A 16132-nucleotide genomic window follows, 5' to 3' on the forward strand; every position below is an offset into this window, starting at 1 on the left:
GCATCTGACCCCAGACTGCTGCTGGCCTTCATGCCGCCGGTGCGACAACGCTTTATGTCCAATTTCGGTCAAGCACGGCCCCGCTCTCTATAAATGTCCGCTACACAGGTTGAATGCGCTAGTGTCTTCAAGTCGTGACGAATAGCGCCCGGTGCGAATACGACCGTGGTATGCGGTACGGGCAAAGGGGCGGGTACACGCCCGCAGAGCAGGAACGGCGCGAGCGTTTACGGTTGCAAGCGGCCGAGTGGTTCCAGGCCGGAGAATCGACCAAACGGTTGCCGCACGGTTACGGGTGCACGAGCGGTCGGTGACTCGCTGGCGCGAGGGCGGGACACAAGCGCTGCGCTCGAAGGGGCCGGTGTCGAAGGAGAAGCTGTCGGTCCAGCAGTGGGAGCGACTCGAGACCGAGCTTCGGCGCGGTCCGCTGGCCTGGGGATACGACGAGAATCAGTGCTGGACGCTGGGCCGCATCAAGACGCTGATCGGCCGGCTGTTCCACATCGGCTACACCATCGAGGGCGTGGGCGAGCTGCTGCATCGTCACGGCTGGTCGGTCCAGGTCCCGGCGCGGCGGGCCCTGGAGCGGGACGAGGAGGCCATCGCTGCCTGGAAGGAGCAGGTGTGGCCGGTGGTAAAAGCACCGCGGCGGACCTGGGCGCCTACGTGTGTTTCGAGGACGAGGCCGGGCAAGGGCTGAGGCCGCCGAAGGGACGCACCTGGGCGCCGGTCGGCGCTCGGCCGCTGGTGACGGTACGCGGCAAGGGCTCGGGTCAGGTCAACATGGCCGGCGTGATCTGCTTCCGGGACGGTGAGCGGCCGCACCTGTTCTACCGGCTGTACGTCTACCGCGGTCGCAAGGGCGAGCCCAAGTCGTTCTCTTGGGTGGACTACCGGGACCTGATCGTGGCCGTCCACCAGCACCTGGGTGCACCACTGGTCTGGTGCTGGGACACGTGCACCTGGCTGGCCAGCTCGCCGAGTTCGCCGCCGAGCACGCCGATTGGCTGCGCATCGTCCAGTTACCCGCCTACGCTCCCGAGCTGAACCCGGTCGAGGGCGTCTGGTCCCTGCTGCGCCGGGCCCTGGCCAACTTCGCCGTCGCCGACCTGCCCGGGCTCGTCCGGATCGTGAAACGCAAGTTGGAGAAGATCCAGTACCGGCTCCACCTGCTCACCGGCTGCCTGACCCAGACCGGGCTCACCCTCGACACCCCGGCAAACCCATGACCGACTCTACGAATTCAATCTGTGCAAGTAGTGTCCGTGGCGAAGCAGCTGAGAGTCTCGCACAAGTCCGCCTATGCCTGGCAGGCCGGGCCGGATTGGAGGTCTTGCAGTCCAAGGAGCCGAGCGGGTCTTCGTGCCGGCTGGATGAGCAGCAGGTGATGCTGCTGCTGGAGCACGCGTTGGATGCCGGGCCGACCGCGCACGGCTGGATCGAGAACCAGCGATGGACCCTGGCGCGGGTGACAGTGCTGATCGAGCAGTTGCATCGGGTGTCCCACACCCTGCGCGGCACCTCCCACCTGGTGCACCGGCTCGGCCAGAGCTTAAGGTGCCGCAGCGGCGGGCCAGCGAAGCGAGACGAGGAAGCCACCGTCACCTGGGTGAAGGAGATCTGGCCGCGTGTGGAAAGACCGCCCGGGACCAGGACGCCTGGGTGTGCTTTGAGGACTAGGCAGGCCAGTCGCTGAGGCCGTCTAGGGCCCGTATCGGGCCTCGCCGAGGTCACACCCCGGTCGTCACTGTCACGGGCAAGGGATCTGGACACGTCTCCGTGGCCAGTTTGATCTGCCTCGAACCCAGGCACCGCACCCGCCTGATCTACCGCATGCTCCTCTACGGGGGCCGCCGCGGCGAGCCGGAAGGCTTTCGCGATGCCGCCTACTGGACGCCGGCCACCTACAACTCGACGGACCGATCGTGCCCATCTGGGACCACCTCACCACACACCACGACACGCTAATGCGCCGTCTGATCGTCTTCCACCTGCCCTCCTACGCCCTCGAGCTCAACTCGGCCGACAAGGGCAAAGGACAAGCCCGAGTCACAAAGTCGGCCAACCGCTCCCACGCCAAGATCGGCGGTTCTGGCGTACGCGTGCGCGAACACCTAACTGGTGAGCTGGAAGATCCTGCACAAGCGACGCTGCAGCTCGTCCAAGGCTGCGGTCATTCTGCAAGGCCATCGCCGTCCTTCAAACCACCGCGTGCAGGCCGCATAGAGAAGGGTGTTCAGTGAGGGCACCAGTGAGGGGCCGGATCCTTACCACTACAGGTTCCTCCAGCAGCCGCGGCCCAAAACCCCCTCAAATGGTCAATAGATCACATATCAGACTTGGGGGTTGCGAGCATGTCTGATCGGCGGCACCATGGCGATAGCCTAGGTGACTACCCCTGGTAAGTGTGAAGAGCGGAGCGATGTGAACGCACCACTGAATGCGTCAGCAACAACCATCGGCGCTTTGATATCAAGTGCGATTTTCGAAATTCCGATTTATCAGCGCGACTATGCATGGGAAAAGTCGCAAGTCGAGGAGTTTTGGAACGATCTGTCTAACGCGCTTGGTCAGGGTCCATATTTTTTGGGGCTGATAGTTCTCACCGGAGAGGGCAAGCGTAAGCATGTGGTCGACGGACAGCAGCGCTTGGTAACGCTAACGCTACTTGCAGCAGCTCTGCGAGAGGAAGCTGTAGCGATAGGCCGGAGAGCGCTTGCGGACAAGATTGAATCGACATTGCTTAGGTCGATGGATTACGCAACGGATGATATTGTTCCGCGCATTGTGCTAACCGACTCTAGGACCAACGACACTCTTCAGTCCTTGATAGATAGCGGCAGCATCCCTTCCAGTGACCTCGCAAAAGGGTCTTCGTCGGAGCGTCTAAATAGTTCTTTTGTCTATCTCCGAGAGAGGCTTTCGGAGGATCACAATTCAGACGGATTTCGCAAGCTGGGCACCTGGGCCGAGTTCATCAATGAGCAACTCTATGTTGCTGTATTCGAGCACCCGGACGAGGCTGCCGCGTATAGCGTATTTGAGGTGGTAAATACGCGGGGGCGGCAGCTAACCACCGCAGATCTGCTGAAAAATTACATTCTTCGCCACACGCCTTCCGGGCAGCGTGATGCTCAGTACGATGCATGGCATAGCACGGCTGAAAAATTCGAGGAGCTGGGAGGGCAGAACTATGTACAGTACATTCGTCACATCGTCAATCTGCGTGCAGGCTATGTCCTACCAAAGGATCTCTATAACTATATAGCACGTCGTGGAGACTTCTCCTCGGTAGGGGAGATACCCGCCGCAGAGCTGATGGAGGACTTGCAGCACTGGCTTCCAGTCTACCTCCAGATGATCGATCCAACGCTTGGAGGCCCGGCGAATGCCGACGCCTTGGGCATTTTCGAGTCATTGAATGAGCTGAGAGTCAGCGCGGTTCGACCCCTGCTCCTCGCCATCAGTGCAAAAGAAAGCGGCGCGCAGTCAATGGAGCGCGTTCTTCGCATGATAGTGAAACGCATGGTAGTCGGCAATCTCGGGGCAAGTAGCGTAGAGCGGAAATTCGCTGAAGCTGCTCGAGAGATCATGCGAAGCGGCTCTGTGGAGTCAGGGCTCACACTGCTTCAGGATCTAGATCATTCCCGAGATGAATTTGTAGAAGCGCTAGGACGCAGAAGCTACAACCGTGATGTACTGGCTTTTATTAGGAGATCCACGATACTCAAGACTGTCACACCTGATCCAGTCGGTACCCTCCACTATATTCGACCACGTCAATCTGCCAGCACGTGGCCAGACTTCGGTGACGATTATCTCGGAATGTGGGGCTCAACGTTGGGTAACACCATTCTGGCGAAGATAGCTAAGCGCCCACGTGGAGTAAACAACTGGAATGGGGTGCAGCAGAACCTCATTAGCAAGGCGATCCCAGAGGAGCGGTCGGCGATCCTCATGGCCTACGAAACCTGGACTCCAGAATCCGTGCAACGCGAAGGACTTGCTCTAGCAGAGGCAGCGGCCGATGTCTGGTGCTGAAGTCGTGAGCTTTGAGCAGGAGCTTACGCTTCTTGAAAGCGTCCTTGATCGTACCACCGCCTTGGATCCGCTCGGGGCCCTGAGGGGAGCAATGGTTGTTCAGGCAAGAGCCCCTATTGATTTAACTAAGGTCGCATTCGGAATAGACTCGAACATCTTTCTGAGGCTCGCAAATGCTCCACGCAGTGAAGATCTTTTGGACTTCCTTGCCAGTCATTCAGCACCTCTGATTCTGCCTAGTCAGGCGGTGCAGGAGTTTTGGAACAATCGAAAGACGATCACTACCATAAGTGATGATCTGAAGAGTAGATTCTCGGCTCTCTCAAAGACGGTCGATAGCATTGATGCAAACTTTGGAGAATTCGAGCGTCGCTTCGGCGAACTCTTGAGTGAGTTCGAAGCGGAGTTTGGCTATCTGTATCATGGGCAGATACTTGACCGAGTGGTGAAGATGCTTGAGCTTCTGAAAGAGAAGGCTCATTGCTACTCTGTTCCGAGATCCAGATTCGCTACGTATGCTAAGCAGAGAAAGCTGGCAAGGACGCCACCCGGGTTTGAGGATAAAGGGGACGGCGACTTCTATGTCTGGGCGGATTTCCTGTACGGCCTCTTAATCTGTCGTCGCAATAGCAACGTCCCGCAGTTCGAGCACATTGTACTGTTAACTGATGATAATAAGAAGGATTGGAGCTCGTACGGCATACCTCATCCGGTTCTGACAGCCGAGGTGCAATCACTTTTCGGTGTCCCCTTTAGCATCTGGGGCTTGAAAGTGTTCGCTGAGCGAGTCGAGAAGTTCTACGCGGGGCAGTAGTGTGCTTCCCCAACCCGGCAGCTCTGGTCGCTGTGAGTTCCCGCGCCGGATACCAAGTGATCGGCATTCGCGAACGCATGGGGCGCCGTCATTGGGGCCTGGTGCGACGTCATCGCGATAGAAGGTGTCAACGACGCATTTCGATCGTCTCCTGAGCCCTCGCCCCGCCCGCCGCTCACAAGGCGTCACCCCGCCGTCCGGCGGGCCAGGGCTGAGGAACGAAGCCCCGGACCTTCGATCGCCCTCTACTCGTATGGTGACCGACCACTGCGCGATCGCAACCTGCATCGGTATGGCGACCAACCATAGGCCAGCCCTCAGCGACGGGGACGACTTCCGACGTGATAAACGACCGGCAGCTGGCGGCGGGGCGTACCAACCAGTGCGGAGAACGGCGATGCGATGAATCGTCACCGTATAGCGGCGGGCACTGCTGCTGATTCTTGGGCGCGCGGGCGGTGCGTGCCCGGACCGGCCGAAGAGCCGCAGCCGGGCACGCAGACCGGTCGGCGGGCCCGGCGGCCCGCGCAGCGGGCCGCCCTTGATAGCGAGAAGAAAAGTTGCTTCCGGCAGCGAGACGGATGGTGTCCTACCTCGGCTGATGGTTGACACGGCGACTTCGGTTGATGCTTCACACCACGTCGGCTGACCTGGCTTTTATGTGATCGACGGCGATCACGTAGGGGGCCGGGTTGGCGCTGGTGGAGCTGAGCGTCTTGGAGCAGCGGTATCGCGCTGTGCTGGAAGTAGAGGCAGGATCTCCGGTGACCGAGGTCGCCGAGCGGTATGGGGTGTCGCGGCAGTCGGTGCACGCGTGGGTGCGGCGGTATCGCGACGGCGGGTTAGGCGCGTTGGCTGATCGCACGCACCGTCCGGACACCTGCCCGCATCAGACGCCGGATGTGGTGGAGGCGCTGGTATGCGAGTTGCGCCGCCAGCATCCGCGCTGGGGGCCGCAACGTCTGGCCTATGAGCTGGATCAACGAGGTGCCGGCCCGGTGCCGTCGCTGGCCACGTTGTATCGGATCCTGGTCCGCAACCAGCTCATCACGCCCGGGCAGCGGCGCCGTCCCCGCTCGTCGTATGTGCGCTGGGAGCGGGACGCCCCGATGGAGTTGTGGCAGTTGGACGTCATGGGCGGGGTGTTCTTGTCCGACGGGCGGGAGCTGAAGCTCATCAGCGGGATCGATGATCATTCCCGGTTCATCGTCATCGCGCGCCTGGTGGTCCGCGCGTCCGGGCGGGCGGTCTGCCGGGCCTTCGCCGAGGCGATGCGCAGCTTCGGTGTGCCGGAGGAGGTCTTGACGGACAATGGCAAGCAGTTCACCGGCCGGTTCACCAAGCCGCGCCCGACGGAGGTGCTGTTCGAGCGGATCTGCCGGGAGAACGGCATCACCGTCCGCAACACCAAGCCCCGTTCCCCGACGACGACCGGGAAGATCGAGCGCTGGCACAAGACCGTGCGGACGGAGTTCCTGTCCGCCCACGGCGCCTTCGCCAGCCTCCAAGACGCGCAGGACGCGCTGGATGCCTGGGTGAGCAGCTACAACACCGTCCGCCCGCACCAGGCTCTGGACATGGCCACCCCGGCCAGCCGCTTCGCAGGCCGATCGGCGTCGATTGCCACCGAGGCGGATGTGCCGCTGCGGTTGCCCGCCGACCTCGCCGCGGTGCCTGCCTCGTCTGCGCCGATCGGCCACCCGCTCGAGGCCCGGCAGGTGGACGACTGTGGGCCGATGCCTCCTGCCGGTGGTTTCCCCGCCACCGTGGCCCGTGGGGGTGGTGCCCCGGCCGCGGTGGAGTTCGACCGCCTCGCGCCGGCCAGCGGGAACATGACCGCCTGCGGGCGGCAGATCTGGCTGGGCCGCCAGCGGGCGGGGCAACAGGTGACAGTCTGGGTCTCGGCCACCACCATGCACGTCTTCTCCGGACAGGAGCTGCTCAAGACCCATCCGGTGCTCCTATCCGAGGGCGATCTGGCCCGGCTGATCGGCCAGGGCGGGCGCCTCGGCCGGCCATCACCGGCCACCGCCCTGCCGCCGGGACCGTTGCCCGCCGATGCCGTCGTGGAGATCGATCGGCAGGTCACAGGTTCTGGATGCGTCAACGTCGCGGGCAAGCTGACCGGCGTCGGCCTGCCACTGGCCGGCAAACGCGCCACCCTGCGCATCGATGCGTCGCTGATGCAGGTCATCATCGACGGCACGCTGGTCAAAACGCTGCCCAGCCCGATCAGTGGGGTCCAGCGCCGACGTCTGCGAGGTGCTCGTCTGGCCGGGCTGACTCCCGCCGCACCGGCTGGCGCGGTGCAGGTCGAGCGGGTGGTCTCCCACACCGGTTCGGTGAAAGTCGCCGGCTGCAAGCTGCAGATCGGCAGTATCCACCGCGGCAAGGTCGTCACCATCGTCCTTGAAGAGACCCGGTTCCGGATCCTCTACCAGGGCGAGGAACTGTCGGCCCATCCCCGGGTCGTCGTCAAGGAGGTGAAACGGCTACGAGCAAGCGGCAACATCGACTACGGCATCTAGGCCCGGTGTAAAGCATCACCCGAGACGAATCCGTCAAGTATCACCTGAAGTTCGACACAGCGAGACGGATGGTCAGTGGAGTGGTTCTGCGATGGCCCAGATACGTTCGAGGCTGGTGAGGTAGATGGCTGTGCTGTCTTCGTTCTTGGTGGCCGTGAGGTACAGCACGGGGGCTTGAGCTGCCGGTGTGCCGTAGACGTGGATGTTCACGAGAAGCTCGCTGTCGGCCCGGTAGATGGAGTTGTAGAGCGTTGTGCGGTGGAGGCGGATCTCCACCTCGTCGACCCTCCGGAGCGGCCGGTACAGCATGAGGGCGTTGCGTACCCGGGCGGCCATGACGTCGGCTCCGATGCCTTCTTCGGCCCCTCGGGCGGCTACCTCGGGACTGTCGGGTTCGCCGAGAAGGATGCGGATCTTCACGCCTGCGCGGGCTTGGCTGGCGAGGAGGCGGATCATGCCGGTGTCCTCGGCAAGGAACAGGCTGCTGTAGGTCAGGATGTCGATCTCGCGACTCGCGCCCTGGAAGAGCCGACGCCAGATGTTCTGCGGTACGGCCCAGCGGTGGGGATAGACGGCTTTCACTTCGTGGGAAATGGTTCGCCGCGGTTGGGCGACGTCGGGCCACAGGTCACTTTCGTCGAGTTGCAGCATGTCGGCCAGTGCCCAGCGGTGGCGGGGGTAGGGGACGCGGCCCTTGAGCCAGCGGTCGACCGTCTTGGGGTCCACTTCGAGGGCGGCGGCGACGTCGATGGTTCCGAGTCTGGCCCGGGCAAGGGCATGGCGCAGGGTGTCGCTCACGGGGGTGTACCTCCTGGGGCGGCGGCTCTGCCTGCGACGTTAACACGAGACGTCCCTAGACGTCCCTTAGTCGCGGTGTAGAGGTTCCCCCGCCTCGGCGGAAGCTCGTTCGGCGTGGTGCGCGATGAACGCGCCCACCCCAAGCCGAAAGGAGCGTGTCAGAGCATGGAGCAACTGCGGCCAGTCCAGAAGCGGCAGCGCGAGTATCAGGAACAGCTCTTGACGGAGCTGCGGGATGAGCTGGAACAGCGCGGGATCACGGCGGTCCTGATTGTGGATGAAAAGAACCGGCCAGCCCTGGACGTGACCGACAGTCGGCTACGGCCCCGCCGAGTCTACGTCCACCTGGCGTTCTTGTGGTTCTACTGGGGCGACCAGCACGACGAGCGGGTCTCGTGCCTGCGCCTGCTGCCGGCGGCCGACCGAATCGAGAAGGCGGCGCGCGGGGGCTGGCGCGAGGGCGAACAGGGAGAGCTCGGGATCGACCTGACGAAGATTCTCGATGCGCACCGCTCCTGAACGGCGCAGGGCGTGGCTGACGGGGCAGCGAGTCTCCGGCAAGCTGGCTGAGCGGCTGCGCGAGCGGATCACGACGGGTGTCTATCCGGCGGGGCGGGCGCTGCCCTCGGAGACCACTCTGACGGCGGAATTCCGCGTTGCCCGCAACACGGTGCGTCGTGCGTTGCGGACCTTGGAGGCAGAGGGGTTGATCGTGACGGTCCCCTCGAAGGGGCGGCTCGTGCAAGGCGCTGACGCGCCGGTCGATGCCTCATACCGTTACCAGGTCATCGCCCGGGAGCTGCGGCGGCGGATCGAGCTGGGCGACCTCGGCCCCGGGGACCTGCTGCCCAGCGAAGCCGAAATCCGGTGGCTGTACGAGGCGTCGCGCAACACCGTACGGCAGGCATTCGCGGAGCTGGAGCGCGAAGGGCTGATCGTGTCCCGGCAGGGCAAGGGCCGGTTCGTCCGCTCCGACGAGTAGGACGTCCTAGGACGTCTGGGTTGGCGCCCTAGGTCGCGTAGAGGCGGGTGCGCCTATCGTCTATCTCGTGGAGCAAGCTGCCTGGGCGCGTGATCTGGCCGAACGACTCCTAGCCAAGCCGCTGCCTCGGCGCTGGGCGCACACCCAGGGGGTGGCGGCGCGGGCCGTGTCGCTAGCCCCGATCCTCGGGGAGGAAACCGACACGCTGACTGCTGCCGCCTACCTTCATGACATCGGCTACTCCCCGGAGCTTGTCGACACCGGATTTCACCCCCTCGACGGGGCTCGCTACCTACGGGATGTGGCGGGCGCCGACGAGCGCCTGTGTCGCCTGGTCGCCCATCACTCCTGCGCCGTCAACGAGGCCACTGAACGCGACCTGTACGACGCCTTGACCAAGGAGTTCGCCCCGGAGCGGCGAGAGCTGGCCGACGCGCTGACCTACTGCGACATGACCACCGGTCCCGACGGCCGGCACCTTGACGTACACGAGCGGCTAGCCGAGATCCATTCCCGCTACGGTCCCGATCACCTTGTCAGCCGATCGATCACCACTTCGACGCCCTGCATCCTTGCCGCGGTTCGGGCGGTGGAGGCGGCGCTAACCGATGTGAGGCAGGGCGGTTCCGGTGAGGTAGTGACCGATCCGCAGGGCCATTGAGCGGTCCATCGGCAGCGTCGCCACCTCGCCGCGTGGCACCCATCGGACCTCGGTCGACTCACTGCTCGGAGTCGGCTCGCCCCTGACGGCGCGGGCGGTGAGGACGATGGAGAACTCCTGCCGGGCCTCACCGTTGGAGGTGTAGAAGATCACGTGGCGAGGGTCGGTGTAGGTGCCGACGAGGCCGGTGATTTCGCACAACACGCCGGTCTCTTCGAGGGTCTCGCGTACGGCGGCCTGGGGGAGGGATTCACCGAGGTCGATGGCACCGCCTGGGACGGCCCAGTTGCCGTTGTCGCTGCGGCGGATCATGAGAATGTCCCCGGCGTCGTTGGTGACGACGACGTTGACGGACGGGACCAGGCTGTTCGGCTTGGGTGCGTCAGGGTCATCGTAGTAGTCGATGCGGCGGGTCACGATCACGACCCTACCGACTTGGCCTGCTCCCACACCCGCTCGAAACTCTCCACGTAGGTGGTGACCATGTCCCCGCCTAACACCTTGCGCAGGTGCAGGACAGGGGCGTTGCCGGCGGGCACCCCGTACACGTGAGTGTTGACGAGCAGCTGGTCGTCGCCGCGGTAGATGGAGTTGTACAGCACCGTCCGATGAAGCCGGATCTCCACCCCTCCCAGGCCGCGGATGGGCCGGTAGAGGACGAGGACATTGCGGATCTTGGCAGCCATGCCGTCGTCGATGCCCTCGTCCGCGCCGCGTTGGGCGACCTCAGGACTGTCAGGGTCGCCGAGCAGAATCCGAACCCGTAACCCGGCTGCGGCCTTCTCGCCGAGCATCCGCACGATCCCCGCGTCATCGGCGAGGAACAGGCCGCTGTAGACCAGGATGCCGATCTCGTTCTGGGCCTGGGCGAACAGACGTCCCCAAGCGTCCCGGGGGACGGCCCAGCGGTGCGGGTAGACGGTGACGATCTCACTCTCGGACGCCGACGCCACCTGCTCACGTGTCAACGCCTCGGGCCACAGGTAACTCTCGTCCATTCCCAGGTGGGTGGCGACGGCGTACCTGTGCTTTCGGTACGGCGCGCGGCCTTTGGTTACCCAGCGTTCGACGGTCTTGGGGTCCACCTGGATTGCGGTCGCCAGTTCGGCGATGCTCACCCCGCGTTCCAGAAGGGCCGCGCGTAGTCGCTCGTTGGCCATCTCACCTGCCGCGTCAGGACGTCCAGGGACGTGGCAATCGTAGACGGGACGTCTTGAACATGTCCCGTCGTGTAGTGATCTCGTCCTGCCCTTCCGCCGCACTCTCGGTGTCACAACGCACCACTACCTGCGACGGAAGGAGAACAGACCATGACAGAGACCACGATTGCCCCAGCGGAGGAGAGCCCCGACTGCGCCTGCGGCGCACTCCTGGAGCCCGGACAGATTCACTGCAGCAAGTGCCTCGCCCGCCAGCGCTGGGAGCGGCGCGAGAAGGCCCGGCGCAGGACCGCCCGGCGTCGCGCCATCACCCGCCGTCCCCCGCGCGGCCCGCGCAGCGCCGCCGCCATGGGGGTGATCTGGTCGTGAGCTCGCTGCCTCTGATCATCGCCCTAGCGCTCAGCGCGGTCGTGGCCGTCGGCTTCGTGGCGGTCCTGGTCGGCATCCGGCGAGAGGACAAGGCCATGTTCCGTGGCAGCGCCTCCGGGGATGCGTCGGCACGGCTGGCCCGTCACGTGACGGGCTTGAAGGTCCGGAACGGCGGCCCTACGTCTCGGATCGCTGAGACAAGGTCGCTTCGACCCGCGCCAGGCGTTCCGACAGGTCCTGTACGGCGGTGCGTAGCGCAATGACCTCGCTCGCCAAGTCGCCCGCCGGCCTCGGCTCGATGTCGGGGACGTCTTCCCGGACGAACACGCCCTTGCCCTGCTGGCCGATGACCAGGCCCTCGGTCCGCAAGATCCCGACTGCCAGCTTCACCACGCTGAGCGAGGCGTCGTACCGGGCGGCGAGCTGGGTGGTCGACGGCAACGGGGAGCCGGGCGGCAGAGATCCGCCGCGGATCTGCTCGCGCAGATCGTCGGCGATCTGGAGGTAGCCGGGCCGTCCCGTCTTCTTGACCATCGCCCCTTATCTCAGCACAGCAACACGACCAAGCCAACCGAGAGAACACTGACAACCAGGGCAGCCTAGTTAACTATGTTGGCCACGAGACTAAGGAGGTCCACACATGCGCACCATTCCGATCCCCGTCGACGTGACCAAGCTGCAGTTCGTCTGCGTCCGCGCGCCCCGCCCCCGCGTCCTCAACCAGGACACCGGCGAGATCAAGACCGACAAGAACGGCAACACCGTCTACGAGATCGTCCTGTCGGTCGAGGACGAGTTCGGCCGGATCGAACTCATCAAGGTCGGCACCTCCGGCGAGCCCCAGGTGGCCGCCGGACAGGACGTCACCCCGGTCGGCCTGGTCGGCTACGTCTGGGAGATGTCCCGGGGCGGCGAGGCCCGCTGGGGCATCAGCTACCGCGCCAGCTCCATCGTCCCGGCAGGGGTGACCGCCCATGCGTGACGCCCTGCTAATCCTGCTCGCGGGCCTGGCCGCTGCGGCGGCCGGCCTGTGGGCCTGGCGCCACCTGCACTACCGGTCGTACTGGCTGGCAGTCGGTTTCCCGCTGATGGCCGTCACGATCTGGGCGACCTGGCGCAAGGTCGCCCTCGGCTGCGGCCTGACCAAGAAGCGCCAGCGCTGGTGGTTCACCACCGTCCCCAGCGCGATCGCCTCGACCGGGCTCGTGAAGGTACGGCGGCGCTTCCAGCGGGTCGCGGTCGACACCAAACCGTTCATGCGGCTGCCGTTGCCGACCCGGCACGGCTGGCGCGTCACCGTCCACACCCTCGAAGGGCAGATCCCCGCCGACTACGCCCAGGCCGCCGAACGGCTCGCCCACTCCTGGGGCGTCCACGCCGTACGGGTCTCCTCCCCTCGGTCCGGCCGTGTGGTCCTGGCCGCCACGGTGCGGGACCCGCTCGTCCGGCTCGACCACCTCCCGGCCTCGGGCGAGCTCCTCACCGTCCATGTCGGGCGGTTGGAAACCGGCGCGCTGTGGACGATCGACTTCCGCACAGTGCCGCACTGGATCAACGCGGGCGCCACCCAATCGGGCAAGTCCAACCTCGCCAACGCCCTGCTGGTCGGGCTGGCCCCGCAACCGGTCGCCCTGGTCGGCATCGATCTCAAAGGCGGCGTCGAGTTCACCCCGTACGCACCCCGGCTGTCGGCCCTGGCCACCACCCGGGCCGAAAGCGTGACCCTGCTGGATGACCTGGTGGCGCTCATGGTCGACCGGATGGGGCTGTGCCGTACAGCCGGCGCCCGCAACATCTGGCAGCTCCCGCCCGGCGTGCGCCCGCTCCCGGTCGTGGTCCTAGTCGACGAGCTGGCCGAGCTGTACCTGATGGCCGACAAGTCCGAGAAAGACGAGATCGCCCACACCTCGACCGCGCTGCTGCGGGTGGCCCAGCTCGGGCGGGCGTTCGGCATCTACCTGTTCTGCTCCGGCCAGCGGATCGGCTCCGACCTCGGCCCCGGCGTCACCGCCCTGCGCGCCCAGTGTTCGGGGCGAATCTGCCACCGAGTCAACGACCCCGAGACCGCGACCATGACCCTCGGCGACCTCGACCCCGCCGCCCAGGTCTCCGCCCGCGCAATTCCCGCCGAAACCCCTGGCGTCGCGATCGTCGCCTCCCAGGACGGCCAGTGGTACCGCGCCCGCTCCTACGTCGCCGAACATGCCGCCGAACACGCCGCCCGCACCTACGCCCACCTCACCCCCGACTGGGCCGACATCGTCCGGCCCGACCGGGACGAGGTCGCCCTGTCCGAGCTGCTGTCCGCCTGACCGAGAAAGGGGGTAACGATGCGACGCCTCGCCTCATGGCTAATCGACACCGGGCCGGTCATCGTCCTGGCCGTCATCGCGGGTGCCGGATCGTTCACCCACATCCGCGACACCGCCACCGACCACGGACAGACCGGCTGGATGTCCTGAGCCGTGGCCGTCTGCGTCGACCTCACCTGCGTCATGGCCGCCCGCGAACGCCAGCGGGACAAGAAGACCGACCGCCAGCGCGACGGGTGGGTGTCCTGGCCGACGCTCGTCCTGGCCGGCGGAATCGTCCTGTCCCTGGCCGCCAACCTGCACCAGGCCGAACCGACCGTGTGGGGCTGGCTGACGGCCGCCACCCCCGCCGGGGCGTTCCTCATCGCCGTCTCGATGCTCGAACGCCGCGCCGCCGCCCCTCATCCTGACCCGTCGCCGGCCGTCCTGACCATCGACGCCGTCCCGTCCTCACCGTCCCCGGCCCCGGCGCTTGTCCCCGCCGTACAGGACGGGCAGGACGGCGAGCCGGGACCGTCCCCGGCGCTGGTCGACTACGCCCGCCGCGTGGCCGACGAGCACCAGGCCAAGCACGGCAAGCCGATCACGCGCGACCTGCTCCGCGCCCGCCTGGGCGTGTCCAACCAGCTCGCCTCCGACCTGCTCCGCACCCTACGCAGCCTGTCCGAACCCGCCTGATGAAAGGAGATCACTACATGAACAACGACACCGAGTCGGTCCCGACCGCCGAGATCACGCCCAAGCGCTGGCAGTGCTGCCACTGCGGCGGGGGCGGCCTGGACTCCTACGGCGACACCTGCCGCCACTGTGACGGGCTCGGCTTCTGCTGAGCCTCAGCGCCCCGGCCTGGCCGTACATCCGCCAAGACGCCTGCCAGGTCGGGGGCCATCCCTCCACCCCATCGAGTGAAAAGGAGGTCTCCATCTTGCCCGCATCCACCATCAACGCGCACGCCATCCGCGGCGCCATCACCCGACTGAACGACCCGAACTGCTCCCGCTGGGCATCCCAGATCCGCCGAACCAACGGCTGCCGCCAACCGATCCACCTCCGCGGCAAGGTCGAACACTGGGACACCGCCACCGGCACCCTGCTGCACCGCTACAGCACCCGCCTCGAACCCGACGGCGTCCTCCGGGTCCCGTGCAAGAGCCGCCGCGCCTCCCGCTGCCCCTCCTGCGCCGAGACCTACCGCGCCGACACCTACCACCTCATCCGCGCCGGCCTCGTCGGCGGCAAAGGCGTCCCCGCATCGGTGACCGCGCACCCGTGCCTGTTCGTCACCCTCACCGCGCCGTCGTTCGGCCCAGTCCACACCCGCAGGCAGCACAACGGGAGCGTCCTGCCCTGCCACCCCCGCCGCGACGCCCAGCCGTGCCCGCACGGCCAAGTCATGTCCTGCACCGCCCGACACGGCGCCGACGAGGACTGCCTCGGCGAGCCGCTGTGCCCCGACTGCTACGACTACACCGGCTCAGTGCTGTTCAACGCGGTCGCACCGCTGCTGTGGAAGCGCTTCACCGACGCCCTGCGCCGGCACCTGGCCAAGCTCGGCGGACTAACCCTGCGCGACATGCGAAACCAGCTCGTCGTGTCCTTCGCCAAAGTCGCCGAATACCAGCGGCGCGGCGTCGTCCACCTCCACGCCGTCATCCGCCTCGACGGCCCGGCCGGACCGATCTCACCACCCCCGTCCTGGGCAACGCTCGACCTCCTCGGGCAGGCCGTACAGCATGCCGCCGCCGTCGTCACCGCCACACCCCCCGCCCTCGACGGCGAACCCACCCGGGTCCTGCGCTGGGGCCAGCAGGTCGACGCCCGCCCGATCACTATGGACGGTGAGCTGACCGACCAGGCCGTAGCCGGGTACGTGGCCAAGTACGCAACCAAGGCGGCCGAATGCGTCGGCACCATCGACCGGCGCATCGTCCCCGGCGAGCACCTCGCCGCCCTGCCCGTCCGCGACCACGCCCGGCGGCTCATCGCCGAATGCCTCCGCCTCGGCGCCTTCGAGGAGCTGGCCGACCTCCGGCTGATCCAGTGGGCGCACATGCTCGGCTTCCGTGGCCACTTCTCCACCCGATCCCGCCACTACTCCACCACCCTCGGCGATATCCGCGCCGACCGGCAGAACCATGCCAAAGGCGAGGACATCACCACCGGCCGCCTGCCCATCCTCGACGAGGACACCGTCCTCGTGATCGCCGAGTGGGAGTACGCCGGAAAGGGCTACTCCCCCGGTGACGCATTGGTCGCCGCCCTCGAGTGCTGAATCTCGCCGAATTTCACGTCATAGCTGGTGTTCACGCAGCCTCCCGGAGAGAGTCGAGCCACGCGAGGAGGTCACTCCGCCAGACGCGAAGTTCGTCGTTGGGGAGTTGCAGGCACGCCCTGCCAAGTTCGCGCCAGCGGTAGAAGGTCCGGCGAGAGACTCCGCCCAGTTCGGCGAGTACTTCGGGCAGAGTGA

General features: G+C 65.8%; 20 protein-coding genes and 1 pseudogene. 17 read left to right on the top strand and 4 right to left on the bottom strand.

The genetic code is table 11. The annotated features are described in order from the left end of the window. Nucleotides 1-310: 310 nt before the first annotated feature. The 7 genes and pseudogenes from ACGFIB_RS32620 to ACGFIB_RS36715 all read left to right on the top strand — a co-directional run. On the top strand, nt 311-700 hold the full coding sequence (locus ACGFIB_RS32620; RefSeq protein ID WP_393376940.1) for a helix-turn-helix domain-containing protein: 390 nt from the start codon (nt 311-313) through the stop codon (nt 698-700). A 244-nt stretch (nt 701-944) separates the two neighbouring features. After that, the gene (locus ACGFIB_RS32625) at nt 945-1229 is read left to right on the top strand and encodes a transposase (protein WP_393376942.1); all 285 of its coding nucleotides are present in this window, start codon (nt 945-947) and stop codon (nt 1227-1229) included. A 158-nt stretch (nt 1230-1387) separates the two neighbouring features. Beyond that, on the top strand, nt 1388-1696 hold the full coding sequence (locus tag ACGFIB_RS32630; protein WP_393377037.1) for a helix-turn-helix domain-containing protein: 309 nt from the start codon (nt 1388-1390) through the stop codon (nt 1694-1696). Between the two features lie 229 nt (nt 1697-1925). Beyond that, nucleotides 1926-2243, top strand: a complete 318-nt coding sequence (locus ACGFIB_RS32635) for a hypothetical protein (protein WP_393376944.1) — start codon at nt 1926-1928, stop codon at nt 2241-2243. Nucleotides 2244-2424: 181 nt separating this feature from the next. Beyond that, entirely contained in the window at nt 2425-4041 is a 1617-nt protein-coding gene (locus ACGFIB_RS32640) for a DUF262 domain-containing protein (protein ID WP_393376946.1), read from the top strand. A gap of 4 nt (nt 4042-4045) precedes the next feature. Beyond that, complete coding sequence (locus ACGFIB_RS32645) at nt 4046-4855, top strand: hypothetical protein (protein WP_393376947.1); 810 nt, start codon at nt 4046-4048, stop codon at nt 4853-4855. 707 nt (nt 4856-5562) lie between these two features. Beyond that, nucleotides 5563-6705 (top strand): annotated as a pseudogene (locus ACGFIB_RS36715) (IS481 family transposase); the annotation flags it as partial. A 750-nt stretch (nt 6706-7455) separates the two neighbouring features. On the opposite strand, the gene ACGFIB_RS32655 reads toward ACGFIB_RS36715, so the two are convergent. Then, complete coding sequence (locus ACGFIB_RS32655; protein ID WP_393376949.1) at nt 7456-8181, bottom strand: phospholipase D-like domain-containing protein; 726 nt, start codon at nt 8179-8181, stop codon at nt 7456-7458. 165 nt (nt 8182-8346) lie between these two features. Here ACGFIB_RS32655 and ACGFIB_RS32660 point away from each other — a divergent pair, with 165 nt between their 5' ends. The 3 genes from ACGFIB_RS32660 (at nt 8347) to ACGFIB_RS32670 (ending at nt 9824) form a co-directional block, all read left to right on the top strand. After that, complete coding sequence (locus tag ACGFIB_RS32660; protein WP_393376951.1) at nt 8347-8700, top strand: hypothetical protein; 354 nt, start codon at nt 8347-8349, stop codon at nt 8698-8700. After that, nucleotides 8684-9163, top strand: coding sequence for a GntR family transcriptional regulator (locus tag ACGFIB_RS32665; RefSeq protein WP_393376953.1), 480 nt, complete (start codon nt 8684-8686; stop codon nt 9161-9163). Before ACGFIB_RS32660 ends, ACGFIB_RS32665 begins: the two co-directional genes overlap by 17 nt. Before the next feature lie 67 nt (nt 9164-9230). Next, nucleotides 9231-9824, top strand: coding sequence for an HD domain-containing protein (locus ACGFIB_RS32670; protein WP_393376954.1), 594 nt, complete (start codon nt 9231-9233; stop codon nt 9822-9824). Here the strand turns inward: ACGFIB_RS32670 and ACGFIB_RS32675 are convergent. Beyond that, nucleotides 9765-10241, bottom strand: coding sequence for an NUDIX hydrolase (locus ACGFIB_RS32675; protein WP_393376956.1), 477 nt, complete (start codon nt 10239-10241; stop codon nt 9765-9767). The genes ACGFIB_RS32670 and ACGFIB_RS32675 overlap by 60 nt on opposite strands. A gap of 2 nt (nt 10242-10243) precedes the next feature. Beyond that, complete coding sequence (locus tag ACGFIB_RS32680) at nt 10244-10984, bottom strand: helix-turn-helix domain-containing protein (protein ID WP_393376958.1); 741 nt, start codon at nt 10982-10984, stop codon at nt 10244-10246. Between the two features lie 150 nt (nt 10985-11134). On the opposite strand from ACGFIB_RS32680, the gene ACGFIB_RS32685 reads away from it, so the two are divergent. Further along, a complete protein-coding gene (locus tag ACGFIB_RS32685; protein WP_393376959.1) occupies nt 11135-11353 on the top strand; it encodes a hypothetical protein in 219 nt (72 codons plus the stop codon). A gap of 177 nt (nt 11354-11530) precedes the next feature. Here ACGFIB_RS32685 and ACGFIB_RS32690 read toward each other — a convergent pair whose 3' ends face one another. Continuing rightward, nucleotides 11531-11887 (bottom strand): winged helix-turn-helix domain-containing protein, encoded by a 357-nt coding sequence (locus ACGFIB_RS32690; RefSeq protein ID WP_357048287.1) that lies wholly within the window; start codon nt 11885-11887, stop codon nt 11531-11533. Nucleotides 11888-11993: 106 nt separating this feature from the next. Between ACGFIB_RS32690 and ACGFIB_RS32695 the strand changes: the two genes are divergently transcribed. The 6 genes from ACGFIB_RS32695 to ACGFIB_RS32715 all read left to right on the top strand — a co-directional run bounded on the left by ACGFIB_RS32695 (nt 11994) and on the right by ACGFIB_RS32715 (nt 15937). After that, nucleotides 11994-12335: an SCO3933 family regulatory protein gene (locus ACGFIB_RS32695; protein WP_393376961.1), complete on the top strand. Its 342-nt coding sequence runs from the start codon at nt 11994-11996 to the stop codon at nt 12333-12335. Beyond that, nucleotides 12328-13665, top strand: a complete 1338-nt coding sequence (locus tag ACGFIB_RS32700; protein ID WP_393376963.1) for an FtsK/SpoIIIE domain-containing protein — start codon at nt 12328-12330, stop codon at nt 13663-13665. Before ACGFIB_RS32695 ends, ACGFIB_RS32700 begins: the two co-directional genes overlap by 8 nt. Before the next feature lie 18 nt (nt 13666-13683). Continuing rightward, nucleotides 13684-13815: a DUF2637 domain-containing protein gene (locus tag ACGFIB_RS36720; protein WP_409348775.1), complete on the top strand. Its 132-nt coding sequence runs from the start codon at nt 13684-13686 to the stop codon at nt 13813-13815. 3 nt (nt 13816-13818) lie between these two features. Further along, on the top strand, nt 13819-14343 hold the full coding sequence (locus ACGFIB_RS32705; protein WP_409348776.1) for a hypothetical protein: 525 nt from the start codon (nt 13819-13821) through the stop codon (nt 14341-14343). A gap of 17 nt (nt 14344-14360) precedes the next feature. After that, on the top strand, nt 14361-14495 hold the full coding sequence (locus tag ACGFIB_RS32710; protein WP_393376965.1) for a hypothetical protein: 135 nt from the start codon (nt 14361-14363) through the stop codon (nt 14493-14495). 95 nt (nt 14496-14590) lie between these two features. Further along, on the top strand, nt 14591-15937 hold the full coding sequence (locus ACGFIB_RS32715) for a replication initiator (RefSeq protein WP_393376966.1): 1347 nt from the start codon (nt 14591-14593) through the stop codon (nt 15935-15937). Nucleotides 15938-16132 lie beyond the last annotated feature (195 nt).

Source organism: Microbispora bryophytorum (genome assembly GCF_043197435.1).
Classification (GTDB): Bacteria; Actinomycetota; Actinomycetes; order Streptosporangiales; family Streptosporangiaceae; genus Microbispora; species Microbispora bryophytorum.